The 12,135-nt window shown below is 61.5% G+C and carries 10 protein-coding genes; 1 reads left to right on the top strand and 9 read right to left on the bottom strand.

Annotated elements, in window-relative coordinates; genetic code table 11:
• Nucleotides 1-25 precede the first annotated feature (25 nt).
• On the top strand, nucleotides 26-1,039 hold the full coding sequence (locus tag Q4G24_RS06555) for a DUF2125 domain-containing protein (protein WP_303365709.1): 1,014 nt from the start codon (nucleotides 26-28) through the stop codon (nucleotides 1,037-1,039).
• Here the strand turns inward: Q4G24_RS06555 and Q4G24_RS06550 are convergent.
• The 9 genes from Q4G24_RS06550 to lnt all read right to left on the bottom strand — a co-directional run bounded on the left by Q4G24_RS06550 (nucleotide 1,036) and on the right by lnt (nucleotide 11,857).
• Nucleotides 1,036-1,965, bottom strand: a complete 930-nt coding sequence (locus tag Q4G24_RS06550; protein WP_303365708.1) for a prephenate/arogenate dehydrogenase family protein — start codon at nucleotides 1,963-1,965, stop codon at nucleotides 1,036-1,038. The two genes, Q4G24_RS06555 and Q4G24_RS06550, sit on opposite strands and share 4 nt — an antisense overlap.
• Nucleotides 1,962-3,059 (bottom strand): histidinol-phosphate transaminase, encoded by a 1,098-nt coding sequence (gene hisC / locus Q4G24_RS06545; protein WP_303365707.1) that lies wholly within the window; start codon nucleotides 3,057-3,059, stop codon nucleotides 1,962-1,964. Before hisC ends, Q4G24_RS06550 begins: the two co-directional genes overlap by 4 nt.
• A 173-nt stretch (nucleotides 3,060-3,232) precedes the next feature.
• On the bottom strand, nucleotides 3,233-3,853 hold the full coding sequence (gene rpsD / locus Q4G24_RS06540; RefSeq protein WP_303365706.1) for a 30S ribosomal protein S4: 621 nt from the start codon (nucleotides 3,851-3,853) through the stop codon (nucleotides 3,233-3,235).
• A gap of 397 nt (nucleotides 3,854-4,250) precedes the next feature.
• Entirely contained in the window at nucleotides 4,251-5,513 is a 1,263-nt protein-coding gene (locus Q4G24_RS06535) for a multidrug effflux MFS transporter (RefSeq protein ID WP_303365705.1), read from the bottom strand.
• Nucleotides 5,514-5,608: 95 nt separating this feature from the next.
• Nucleotides 5,609-6,250, bottom strand: coding sequence for a DsbA family oxidoreductase (locus tag Q4G24_RS06530; RefSeq protein WP_303365704.1), 642 nt, complete (start codon nucleotides 6,248-6,250; stop codon nucleotides 5,609-5,611).
• 4 nt (nucleotides 6,251-6,254) lie between these two features.
• The gene (locus tag Q4G24_RS06525) at nucleotides 6,255-7,730 is read right to left on the bottom strand and encodes a class I adenylate-forming enzyme family protein (RefSeq protein ID WP_303365703.1); all 1,476 of its coding nucleotides are present in this window, start codon (nucleotides 7,728-7,730) and stop codon (nucleotides 6,255-6,257) included.
• A gap of 117 nt (nucleotides 7,731-7,847) precedes the next feature.
• Nucleotides 7,848-8,054 (bottom strand): cold-shock protein, encoded by a 207-nt coding sequence (locus Q4G24_RS06520; protein WP_303365702.1) that lies wholly within the window; start codon nucleotides 8,052-8,054, stop codon nucleotides 7,848-7,850.
• A gap of 215 nt (nucleotides 8,055-8,269) precedes the next feature.
• Nucleotides 8,270-10,219: a threonine--tRNA ligase gene (thrS, locus tag Q4G24_RS06515; RefSeq protein ID WP_303365701.1), complete on the bottom strand. Its 1,950-nt coding sequence runs from the start codon at nucleotides 10,217-10,219 to the stop codon at nucleotides 8,270-8,272.
• Nucleotides 10,220-10,360: 141 nt separating this feature from the next.
• The gene (gene lnt / locus Q4G24_RS06510) at nucleotides 10,361-11,857 is read right to left on the bottom strand and encodes an apolipoprotein N-acyltransferase (RefSeq protein WP_303365700.1); all 1,497 of its coding nucleotides are present in this window, start codon (nucleotides 11,855-11,857) and stop codon (nucleotides 10,361-10,363) included.
• Nucleotides 11,858-12,135: the final 278 nt, after the last annotated feature.

Here is a 12,135-nt window from a genome sequence, read left to right as displayed (position 1 = left end):
CCATTCCGCAGGAATGAGGATACAGATGCGCAGGTTTTTGATCGCTCTGCTGGTGATTGTGCTGTTGCTGGTCGCGGTGGCGTGGCTGGGGATAGAGACCTTGGCGGCGCGTCAGTTGCGGCAGATGGTGGCTGAGGGTGGGGAAGATGTGCAGGCAGCGGCAGTTGTGCCGTTGCGGCGGCTGACGCGCATCGGCGTGGGGCTGGATCAGTTGCATTTGCAGGGTGACGGGGCCGAAATCGACCTCCCCCGGCTGGAGCTTTGGGCGCCGCCTTATGCGCCGACTGCCTTTCGCGCCAGTCTGCCAGACAGCGCGGTTGCGAACCTTGCCGGGCAGCCGGTTCAGGCACAGATGCAGGATGGTCGTCTGGATATAGAGTTCGGCCCGCTGCGAGATCTGGCGATGACCCGCGCTGCGGTCCGGCTGCGGAATCTGGTGCTGAATGGCCAGCCGGTGCTTGCGCGACTGATTGCGCAGGCGTGGTTGGGGGATATGCCCGCCGACCTGCCGCCCGAGGTGGGTGCGACTTATGATCTGGAGCTTGATCTTTCCGGGCTGGATTTGCCGGGGCTGGCGGTTGTCGGTGTGGTTTCGCCTTTGCCGGGGGTTGCCTCGGTTCAAGGGCGGGCGCAGCTTTGGTTAACGGCTGCCCCGGCTGAGGGGGTGCTGAGCGGCCATGTGGCCGAGCCGGAACTGGTCGGGTTGCAAAGCCGCGATGGGGTCACGCTGCGGCTGGACGATCTGACCGCGACCCTGCGGGGCCGTGTGCAGGCCGATGCGCAGGGACAGGCCGAGGGGGTTTTGCTGATTTACAGTCGCGATCTTCGGGCGATTTTACTGCAAGCTCAGTCACTTGGTCTGATTCCCGAGCGTTCGGCGCATCTGGCGGCGACGATATTGCAAGGGCTTGGTGCGGCCCCGGTCACGGGGGACTGGCCCGAGCCGACGGATGGCGAGGCCCGCCTGCCGATCACCTTTGCCAATGGCGAGGCGCGGCTGGCCGGGCTGCCGCTTGGGGCGGCACCGTTCTTGCGTTAATCTTTGGTTTTCGGTGTCGCGACCCGGCCGAAATCCGGCGCGTCAGTGTCCTGTCCGGCCTCGACAATGCCGCGGCGGATGGCACGGGTGCGGGTGAAATAGTCGAACAATTGCTGTCCATCGCCCATGCGGATGGCGCGTTGCAGCATGAACAGCTCCTCGGTAAAGCGGCCCAGAATGTCCAGCGTCGCGTCCTTGTTGGTCAGGAACACATCGCGCCACATGGTCGGGTCGCTGGCCGCGATCCGGGTGAAATCACGAAAACCGGCAGCGGAATATTTAACCACTTCGGATTCTGTTACCCGCTTGAGGTGATCTGCCACCCCCACCATCGTATAGGCGATCAGGTGCGGCGTGTGGCTGGTGACGGCCAAAACCAGATCGTGATGCGGAGCTTCCATCGTCTCGACATTCGCGCCCATGCCTTCGATCAGTTGGGTTAGTCGCGACAACGCCTCGGGCGGGGTGTCGGGCAGGGGGGTCAGCAGCCACCAGCGGTTGCGATACAGCGAGGCAAACCCGGCCGAAGGCCCGGATTGCTCGGTCCCGGCCAAGGGGTGTCCGGGAATAAAGATCACATTATCAGGGAGATGTGGCGAAACCGCATCAATCACGGCTTGTTTGACTGAACCCACATCGGTCAGCATCGCGCCGGGTTTCAGATGGTCGCGGATCTGCTCCATCACTTGCGCCATGGCGCCAACCGGCACCGCCAGCACCACCAGATCAGCACCGGCAACCGTCTCTGCTGCGCTGTCCATGACCTCGCATAAATCCAGTGCGCGGGCCTCATCACGGGTTTTCTGGCTGCGTGCATAGCCGGTGATGCGCTTGGCCAGTCCGGCTTCGCGCATCGCCAGCGCCATTGAGCCGGCAATCAGCCCAAGCCCGATCAGCGCAACATGGTTAAAAACAGGTATGCTCATGCGCCGCCCCGGTTTGCCATGAATTGCCCGATGACATGCGCGACACGGCGGCAGGACGGCTCATCGCCCACGGTAATCCGCAGGCAGTTCGGCAGGCCATAGCCCCCAACCCGACGCACGATCAACCCTTCAGCCTGCAAAGCCAGGTCGCAGGCTTCGGCGGTGGCTGCATCGGCAAAGCGGGCGAGGATGAAATTGGCGCAAGAGGTATCCGAAGGCACGCCCTTTTCCGCCAGCGCCTCGGCCAGCCACGCCCGCATCCGGGTGTTTTCGGCCCGGCATTTTTCCACATGAGCGCGGTCACGCACGGCGGCTTCAGCCGCATCCAGAGCCACTTGCGACAGATTGAACGGCCCGCGAATCCGGTTCAGCACGTCGATAATCGCCTGTGGTCCATAGCCCCAGCCGATCCGCAACCCGCCAAGCCCGTAAATCTTGGAAAACGTCCGGGTCATCACCACATTCGGTAGCCGCGTTGCCAGTTCCGCACCACCATCATAACCTTCGACATATTCGGAATAAGCGGCGTCAATCACCAGAATGGCCTGTGGCACGGCGCGGGCCAGCCGCTCCAGATCGGGAAGGCCGATCATGGTGCCGGTGGGATTGTTCGGATTGGCAAGGAAAATCAGTCTTGTGCGCTCGGTCGCACCGGCGATCAGCGCATCAATATCGGTCACGCGATCACGTTCGGCCACTTGAACCGGGGTCGCACCCGCCGCATGGGCGCTGATACGATACATCAGGAAACCATGTTCGGTGAACAGAACCTCGGTCCCCGGCCCGGCATAGGCTTGGCAAAGAAAGTGAATGATCTCGTCGCTGCCGACGCCGCAGATAATGCGCTGCGGGTCCAGCCCGTGAACCTCGCCAATCGCTTGGCGCAAGCTGGCGTGGTCGGTGTTGGGATAGCGGTGCAGGCTATGGGCGGCGCGGGTGACGGTTTCGCGGGCCTTGTCCGACGGCCCAAACGGGTTTTCGTTCGAGCTGAGCTTGACCACGTTATCCACCCCGGCAACCTTGGCCGCACCGCCCTGATACAGCGCGATCTCCATAATGCCGGGCTGAGGCTGGATAGTGCTGTCCTGAGTCATGGCTGGCCTCTATTGCGCGATTAGCTTCCTTTAGGCCGCCACCCGCCCTTGCGGCAAGCCCTGCTGTTTCCTGCCGGGTAAATGGTGCAGAAATGTCGCGCTTATCGAAAATCTGCCAGACAAAATAAAAAGCCGCCCCGAGAGGCGGCTTTCCAAAGTGATCTGCGAAACGATCAGTTTTTCGCGTAGTATTCCACGACCAAATTCGGCTCCATCACGACGGCATAGGGGACGTCGCCGAGTGCCGGGGTGCGGACAAAGGTCGCGGTCATCTTGTTGTGGTCAACGTCCAGATAATCCGGCACGTCACGCTCGGCCAGCCCGACGGCTTCCAGAACGATGGTCAGTTGACGCGAACGGTCACGAACGGCGATCACATCGCCTTCCTTGACGCGATAAGACGGGATGTTCACGCGCTTGCCGTTCACTTCCACATGGCCGTGGTTCACAAACTGGCGGGCAGCAAAGATGGTCGGAACGAACTTGGCGCGGTAAACGACCGCATCCAGACGGCGCTCCAGCAGACCGACCAGGTTTTCGCCGGTGTCGCCCTTCAGGCGCTCGGCCTCGGCATAGATGCGACGGAACTGCTTTTCGGTCAGGTCGCCATAGTAGCCCTTGAGCTTTTGCTTGGCGCGCAGCTGGGTGCCGAAATCCGACAGCTTGCCTTTACGGCGCTGGCCATGCTGGCCGGGGCCGTATTCACGACGGTTCACCGGCGATTTCGCGCGGCCCCAGATGTTTTCGCCCATGCGGCGGTCAATTTTGTATTTGGCAGCGGTGCGTTTGGTCATCGCTGATCTCCTTTTGTCAGTTTCAAAAGGGCGTTGTCCTTTGGCCAAAGGCCCGACAGGCAAAACCCCTTGCGGGGGCCACCAACACCAATGAAGTTTGCACTTATAGACGTGTTTTCCCCGCTGTCAACCGATCACATCCGCTTGCCTATCGTCGTTTTCGCACCCCGGCCACAGGGGCTGTATAGCTGATGATTCCTTACGAAAGCGTTAAAATGCAAAGGAAAAGAAGATAAAATTTTAGGTATTTTTCAGGGCGCCGTTGGCGAAATCTTAGGCATTATCCCTCAGCTTGAGGACATGGATGTGCGATTCGGAACCCTGTATGCTCTACCTTGTGGCCTTCTTTATATGTCTCTGGACCGCTCTGCGGCGGCGGGAGGCGTATCGGGGTCGCTTAATCGCGCAGCAGCCCCATCATCGCCCAGGCAAGACTGGAACAAATCAGGGTTGCGACGGCCATTGGGATGGGGGTGCCGTTATACGCCAGTCCGATCGGTGCGGCGATCAAAACTGCGAGCAACGTCGAGACCGAAGCGGTAATGCTGGCCGTCATGCCTGCAATATGCCCCATGCGCTGCAAGGCCAGCGCATTCAGGTTGCCGAAGGTGATCCCGGCCATAAAAAACACGCTGACCGACCAGATGAAAAACATCGGGAAGCGCAGCGCGTCGGGCAGAACATCGCTGAGCAAAAGCAATGTAAAGATGGTCGAGGAGACGATCTGCATCACATAGGCCGCCCGTGCGATTCTGCGCATCCCCAGACGCACGACCAATTGGGCGTTGATGATCGAGCCTGTCCCGGCCAACAAGGCCATCAGAGCAAACCATTTGGGAAAATCATCACGGATTCCATAGGTGTCGCTGAACAGTTGCTGTGCGCTGGACAGCAGGGCAAACATCTGTGCGAAGCCAAGTGTCAAAACCAAAGTGCAGATCACAACCTGACGATCTGTCAGCACCTCGCGGGCCGCAAACCACAGGGCAGTCAGGCTCAGCTTGCGGCGGCGTTCGGAGGGGAGGGTTTCAGGCTGCCGCAGATTCAGCCAAATGGCACCGATCAGGGCGAATACAACAAAGCTCAGGAAACTGTGACGCCAGCCAACCGCAGAGATGATGGCATCCCCGAGCAAGGGGGCAAAGGCCGGAATCATGATAAAGACCATCATCACGAAACTGGAAATCCGTGCCATCTCGCGCCCGGCATACAGATCACGCACCAAGGCCAGCCCGGCGATCCGCGGTCCCGCGGCCCCGATCCCCTGTGCCATGCGGCACAACAGCAAGACCTCAAGCGAGGGGGCGTAGATCGCGGCCAAGGCGGCCAGAATATAGATCGCAAACCCCAGCGTAATCGTGGCTTTGCGGCCAATCGCATCCGACAAAGGGCCGGAAATCAATGTGCCGATCCCCATGCCAGCCATAAAAGCCGTCAGGATCAGTTGGGCGCGGTTGGGGTCTTGCGGGGTCAGGTCATGCGCAATCTCCGGCAGGGCTGGCAGCATCGCGTCAATGGAAAAGGCCACGGTTGCGAACAAAAAAGCCAACAGGGTGATGAACTCTGCCATGCCCAGTCGCCGGATATCGGCGGCGGGTGCCATCGTGTGATTGGGGTGCGTAGATCCGGTGGCTTCCTGAGACGGCGGAGAGGCGCTCATGTCGTGACCCTTTCTGACAAGCTATCCCCCCTAGACGCGCAGTGGGGACATCACAAGCTGCGCCACTGGCAAGCCGTTATGCGCGCAGCGAAAGACTACTGCATCGCCAATTCGTCAATCACGCTTTGCCAAAGGCTTGCGGGCTGTGCGCCGGTGACGACATGGCGATCCCCGATAACGAAGGTCGGAACCGAGCGCACCCCCCGATCACGGGCATGGGCCTCGGCCAGCAGAACCGTGTCGATATCGGATTCGGTTTTCAAAAGCCGGGTAATCATCGCCCCATCCATTCCCGCGTTGGTGCCGATTTTCGCAAGCACATCCGCTTTGCCAATATTGCGGCCCTCGCGCCAATGCGCCCGCATCAGACCGGACATGACACGGCTTTGCGCCCCTTCCGACCCTGCCCAATGCATCAGCCGGTGGGCGTCGGTTGTGTCCGGCACGCGCTCGATCAGCGAAGGGTTGATCCATAGTCCAAGGCGTTCAGATGCTTCCATAACGGGGGCCATGGCATCCAGAATACCTTTTTCGGTGCCGAACTTGGCTTTCATATATAGGACGAAATCCATCCCTGACGGCGGCATTTGCGGTTCCAGCCGGAATGGGTGCCAGATCAGGGTGAAAGGATGGTCTGGACGAGATTCCAGCGCCCTGTCCAATTCGGCCTTGCCGATCAGGCACCACGGACAGATCGGATCAGCGAAAATATCAAGACGAACAGGGCTGGCGGCCATAGGATCAGCGGTCCTTTCGATAGGTTTCACGCAACGCGCGGCGGTTCAGCTTGCCGGTTGGCGTGCGAGGCATCTTGTCAATGTGAATGTAATCGCGGGGCTGTTTATAGCGGGCCAGTGTCGTCTCTGCCAGCTTGCGCAGATCGTCTGTCGTGGCGGTCCCGGTCCAAAAGGCTACGATAATGCTTGTATCAGGCGCAACGGGCAGTTCAACGGCGGCAACATCACCTGCTTCGGTCGAAGCACCCAAAGCGTCTTCGATTTCGGCGGGCGAGACGCGATAGCCGCCCGCATTCAGCATATCATCCGTGCGGCTTTCCAGACGGATCGCACCATCAGGCAGGCGTCGCGCCAAGTCGCCGGTCAGGAACCAGTCACCGGAAAACATCGTCGCAGTGGCCTCGGGCTGGTCCAGATAACCCAGAAACAGCCCCGGATCGCTGCGATGAATGGCCAGATGACCCGGTTGATCAGGGGGGCAGGGTTGCCCCTGAGCGTTCAGAACCTGAACCTGCCGCCCGGTTTGCGGATAGCCTGCGGTGCCGTCAGGGGCAGGGTGGTCGGGGCTGCCGGACAAAAAGGTGGAACATTCCGACAGCCCCATCGCTTCGTGCAGATCCGTGCCGGTGCGCGTTTGCCAAGCCTTGCGCAAGTTTGGGGCCAGCCGTTCGCCCGCGGCAAGCCCATGGCGAAGGCTGGGTATGGCGGGCCAGTCCGCCCGCAGCATCCGCCGGAAAACCCCTGGTGCGGCAGCCAGCAGGCTTGCCCCATGACGCGCGGCCAGTAGGGGAATTTGTTCGATTCCGGTTCCTTCGGCGGGGATCAGGGCAGTGGCCCCCATCGTCCAGGGGTCCATTAGTCCGGTGCCAAGGGTGAAGGTCCAGTTGAAAGCCCCGGCATGCAACAGCCGGTCGGATGGCGTCAGCCCATACCAGCCCTGAAACATTGTGCGCCGCGCCAGAATAGCACGATGTGCGTGCATCACCGCACGCGGCTGCCCGGACGACCCGGAGGTATAGACGATATAGGCCAGCCGTTCGGGGGCGCCCCTGTCGAAATCGGCAGGCGGCAGATTGGCCATGGCCTGCAAGGCGGCTTCAGGGATAACCGGGGCGGGATATTCTGGCAAGGGAATGTTGTCGCCCGCAATGATTGCTTTGGGCCGCAGTCCCGCGCTCAGGCGGGTAACCTCAGGCGTGGTCAGCATCGCGCTGGTCGGCACCGGAACAATGCCCGCTGTGATCGCGCCAAGATAGGCCGCCGGAAAACTTGGGCGATTGCCCAAGCGGATCAGCAGCCGATCACCCGGCACAAGACCGGCCTGCAACAGCCCGGTCGCGGTTCCGCGCACGGCGGCAATCAGCCGGGCATAGGACCACCGTTCAGCCCGCGCCACCCCGATCACCGACATTGCCAGCTTGTCCGGCACAGCCGATCCCGCCCGCAAGACATATTCAGCAAGGTTGAAGGGGGCGGACATCTGGCCTCATCTCGTGTCGGGACATATCCCCACCAGAGGCATAGAATCTTCGCGCGCATAAAAGCAAGACGGCCCCGTGAGGGGCCGCCCGTATCATATCTGAAACCGTCGATGCGATTACAGCAGAACCAGATCGCTGGCCGATGCACGGCCATCGCGGCCAGTCTGCATCTCGAAGCTGATTTTCTGGTTGTCCTTCAGACCTTTCAGCCCTGCACGCTCAACCGCTGAGATGTGGACAAAGATATCTTTGCCGCCATCATCGGGCGCGATGAAGCCGTAGCCTTTTTCGGTGTTGAACCACTTTACCGTTCCGGTCGCCATGACCTTCTCTCCTTCAAATCTCCCGTCGGCACGATTGCCGGGCCGGGCCGTGCAGCCTGTCTTTCGGTCGTCCGGCTGCCCCGTCAGAGGGAGGCGGTAGAAAGGTGCTCACGCGCGGACAGCATGAAGCAACCTGCGCGGAAAGCAAGCGAGAAAAGCGCCCGATCTGTAACAGGGCGATGAAATCTTGCACAAACGGCGTTCCCTTGCCGGTTTCAGCGCTGATCTGGCGGGGTGGCCTCGTCTTTCAGTCGGGCGATAACCGCATCCAGAGTCAGCGATTCGCTGCCCTGCTGATCCAGCCGCCGCATCGAGACGCTGCGTTCCTCGACCTCTTTCATGCCAATGGCGAGGATCGCAGGCACCTTGGCGACCGAATGTTCGCGCACCTTATAGTTGATCTTTTCATTGCGGGTATCAGCCTCGGCCCGGATGCCGGCAGCGCGCAGCGCCGTGACGATTTCCTGCACATAGTCATCCGCCCCCGACACGATCGAAGCAACAACCACCTGACGCGGCGCGATCCAGAACGGCATCTTGCCGCCATAGTTTTCGATCAGGATGCCGATGAACCGTTCAAACGACCCCAGAATTGCGCGGTGTAACATCACCGGGCGGTGCTTGTCGCCGTCTTCGGCCACATATTCCGCGCCAAGGCGGTCGGGCAGGTTGAAATCGCACTGGAACGTGCCGCATTGCCATTCCCGGCCAATCGCATCGGTCAGTTTGAAATCCAGCTTTGGCCCATAAAAGGCACCATCGCCGGGGTTGACCTCATAAGGCAGGCCAAGATGTTCGATCGCGCCAGACAGTGCGGCCTCGGCCTTGTCCCAAATCTCGTCCGAGCCGACCCGCACATCCGGTCGCGTGGACAGTTTGATGTCGAATTTCTCGAACCCCAAATCGCAGTAAACGCTGCTCAGCAGGCTGATGAAACCGGCACATTCCTGTTCGATCTGATCCTCGGTGCAGAAGATATGCGCATCATCCTGCACAAAGCCGCGCACGCGCATCAGCCCGTGCATCGACCCCGAGGATTCATAGCGGTGGCATGACCCGAACTCGGCCAGCCGCAGCGGCAGATCACGATAGGATTTCAGCCCGTGGTTATAGACCTGAACGTGACAGGGGCAGTTCATCGGTTTCAGCGCGTTGATGCGCTTTTCCTTTGCGCCTTCCTCGTCCACCTCGACGATGAACATATTTTCACGATAGGCTTCCCAATGGCCTGATTTTTCCCACAAAATCCGATCTACGACCTGCGGCGTGCGGATTTCCTTATAGCCAGCCGCGATTTGGCGGCGGCGCATATAGGCCTCCAGTTCGCGGTAAACCGTCCAGCCGTTCGGGTGCCAGAAGACCATGCCGGGCGCTTCTTCCTGCATGTGGAACAGGTCCATCTCGCGGCCCAGCTTGCGGTGATCGCGCTTGGCGGCCTCCTCCAGCATGGTCAGATGCGCTTTCAGATCGTCGCGGTTGCGGAAGGCGACGCCATAGATGCGCTGCAACATCGGGCGGCTGGCATCACCCAGCCAATAGGCCCCGGCCACATGGGTCAGCTTGAAGGCATCGGCGGGAAGCTGGCCCGTCGATTGCAGATGCGGGCCACGGCAAAGATCCTGCCAGTCGCCATGCCAATACATCCGCAGGTCTTCGCCCTCGGGGATACGGTTCACCAGCTCCACCTTGAACGGCTCGCCTGCGGCCTCATAATGGGCGATGGCACGGGCGCGATCCCAGGTTTCGGTGCGCACCGGCTCACGCGCGGCGATGATCTGCTTCATCCGGGCCTCGATTGCGCCAAGGTCTTCGGGCGTGAACGGCTCGGTGCGGTCAAAGTCGTAGAACCAGCCGAAGTCGCGCACCGGGCCGATGGTCACTTTCACATCCGGCCACAGTTCCTGAACCGCCCGAGCCATGACATGCGCCAGATCGTGCCGGATCAGCTCCAGCGCGGGGGTCTCGTCCTTCATCGTGTTGATGGCGATGTGTCCGCCCTCATGCAGGGGCCATTGCAGATCGACATGGCGCCCGTCCACGGTCGCGGAAATCGCCCGTTTCGCAAGGCTCGGCGCAATGGATTCCGCGACCTGCGCAGGGGTGACGCCCTGCGGATAATCACGGCTGCTGCCATCGGGAAAAATCAGGGAAATCTGGTCGGCCATGTCTGGCTCCTCGTCGGTCTGGCGCCCACGGAACGCCCGGTTGCGGGTCTGTATGATCGCGCTGATTTGGGCCGCAAAAGACCAAAAGTCAACGCATCTTTTGTCGGTAAATATCCCCGCCGGAGGCTCCCGCCTACGCCATCAGTCTCGGCGGCGCAGCAAAATCCCTAACAGTGCAACCAGTCCCAGCAATACCGGCCAGTCGCCCCAGCGCATCCAGAGCGTCGCGGGCAAAGCGCCGGGCAGGGCGGTGTCGATAAAGCCCTGCTGGCCAAGGCCCAACTGCCCGCGCAGATTGCCGTGTGCGTTAATCACCGCGCTGATGCCGGTGTTCGCTGCCCTCAGCAGCGGCAGTCCGGTTTCGATCGCGCGTAGCCGGGCTTGGGCAAGGTGCTGATAAGGTCCGGAAATCGTGCCGAACCAACTGTCGTTGGTGACTTGCAGCAGCCAGCCGGGACGTGCCGCGCCACGCAGCAGATGGCGCGGGAAAATCGCCTCATAGCAGATCAGCGGTTGCATGTCCGGCCCGCCCGGCACCGACATCAGCGCCGCACCGGGGCCGGGGGAATAGCCGTTGCCGGTCTGCGCAGCAAAAGCACGAATGCCGATGCGGGCCAGTTCATCCCCCCAGGGGATATATTCCCCGAACGGCACCAGATGGAACTTGTCATAAAGCGCCGTTACCTGATCGCCTTCGACCAGCACAAGGCTGTTATACCAGCGGCTGCCCTCGGCCCGCTGGATGCCGGTCAGCACTGGCGCACCGGCTGCGGTGGTGAATTGCGACAGCACCGGCCCGGCGTCGTTCAGCAAAAAGCTGACGGCGGTTTCGGGCCAGATCACCAGATCAGGACGCGGCCCGGATTGGGGCGCGGCGGCTGACAGGTCCAGCAGGCGCTGATAGAACACGCCTGACCAATAGCTGTCCCATTTCAGCGCCTGCACCGCATCTGGCTGAACAAGGCGGATGTGGTAATTCTGGTCCGGGGGCAGGGGCTGTTGCAGCCTGTTGTCACCGGCCACCCAGACGGTCGCCAGCAGCAGCCCCGACAGCACCCCGCCTTTCACCCATCCAAAGACCACCGGAAAACCGGCCAGCACGCCGGTCAGTGCCACCAGCCCCAAAGCGCCAAACGTAGCGGCCAGTTGCGCAGGCGGTTGGCCGATCCAGATATGGCCGATTTCAGCCCAGGGCAGGCCGGTGAAAATCCAGCCGCGCAGCCATTCAGACAGCACCAGCAGCGCAGCCATCCCTGCTGCCCGCCGCACACCCGTCTGCCAGATCGCCCCGGCAAGGGCTGCGGGAACAGCCCAGAATATTCCGCCGCCTGCGGCCATGAAAAACAGCGCAAATGGGGCCATCCAGCCGTAAATCTCGGGCTGGACAAAGAACGGCTCGGTGATCCAGCTCATCGCCAGCCCGAAATAGCCAAGCCCAAGCGCGAACCCATGCCACGCCGTCGCGCGCCAGCCGGGTGCGCGACCGATACGATAAAAACCCAGCGCCAGCGCGATCAGCGTCGCCGGCCACAGTCCCCAAGGCGCTTGGCCCAAGGCCGCGACCACGCCAAGCGCCAGATCGGCAGCCAGCGCAATCAGGGCCGGGCGGCGGTTGGGGTTATTCGACCGCCGGGCCATTATCCGGGCTTGCCGGGGGGGCCGCAGGGGTGTCCGCCGCCGGAGCCTCGGCAGCATCGGCCTTTTTACGGGTTCGGCTGGTGGTGGTTTTCCTGACGGTCGTTTTCGATGCTGTGGTTTTGGCGGCTGTCTTTGGGGTGGTCGTCTTTTTCGCCTTAGCCGGTGCTGCGGCCTCATCCGAAGATGTGTCGCCCGGAGCGGCTTCATCAGTCGCGCTTGCCGCCGTTTTGCGTGTCGAGGGCTTGCGGGTTTTTTTGACCGGCGCAGCCTCGGGTTCC

This window comes from Paracoccus sp. (in: a-proteobacteria) (assembly GCF_030538695.1).
In the GTDB taxonomy this organism is placed as follows: Bacteria; Pseudomonadota; Alphaproteobacteria; order Rhodobacterales; family Rhodobacteraceae; genus Paracoccus.
The sequence above is the reverse complement of the archived record's forward strand: the minus strand, read 5'-3'. Positions and strand labels throughout refer to the sequence as shown.

Bases quoted from the DNA above. Each gene is read 5' to 3' on its own strand.
- Q4G24_RS06555 (WP_303365709.1), top strand. From the start codon at position 26: ATGCGCAGGTTTTTGATCGCTCTGCTGGTGATTGTGCTGTTGCTGGTC.
- Q4G24_RS06550 (WP_303365708.1), bottom strand. From the start codon at position 1,965: ATGAGCATACCTGTTTTTAACCATGTTGCGCTGATCGGGCTTGGGCTG.
- hisC (WP_303365707.1), bottom strand. From the start codon at position 3,059: ATGACTCAGGACAGCACTATCCAGCCTCAGCCCGGCATTATGGAGATC.
- rpsD (WP_303365706.1), bottom strand. From the start codon at position 3,853: ATGACCAAACGCACCGCTGCCAAATACAAAATTGACCGCCGCATGGGC.
- Q4G24_RS06535 (WP_303365705.1), bottom strand. From the start codon at position 5,513: ATGAGCGCCTCTCCGCCGTCTCAGGAAGCCACCGGATCTACGCACCCC.
- Q4G24_RS06530 (WP_303365704.1), bottom strand. From the start codon at position 6,250: ATGGCCGCCAGCCCTGTTCGTCTTGATATTTTCGCTGATCCGATCTGT.
- Q4G24_RS06525 (WP_303365703.1), bottom strand. From the start codon at position 7,730: ATGTCCGCCCCCTTCAACCTTGCTGAATATGTCTTGCGGGCGGGATCG.
- Q4G24_RS06520 (WP_303365702.1), bottom strand. From the start codon at position 8,054: ATGGCGACCGGAACGGTAAAGTGGTTCAACACCGAAAAAGGCTACGGC.
- thrS (WP_303365701.1), bottom strand. From the start codon at position 10,219: ATGGCCGACCAGATTTCCCTGATTTTTCCCGATGGCAGCAGCCGTGAT.
- lnt (WP_303365700.1), bottom strand. From the start codon at position 11,857: ATGGCCCGGCGGTCGAATAACCCCAACCGCCGCCCGGCCCTGATTGCG.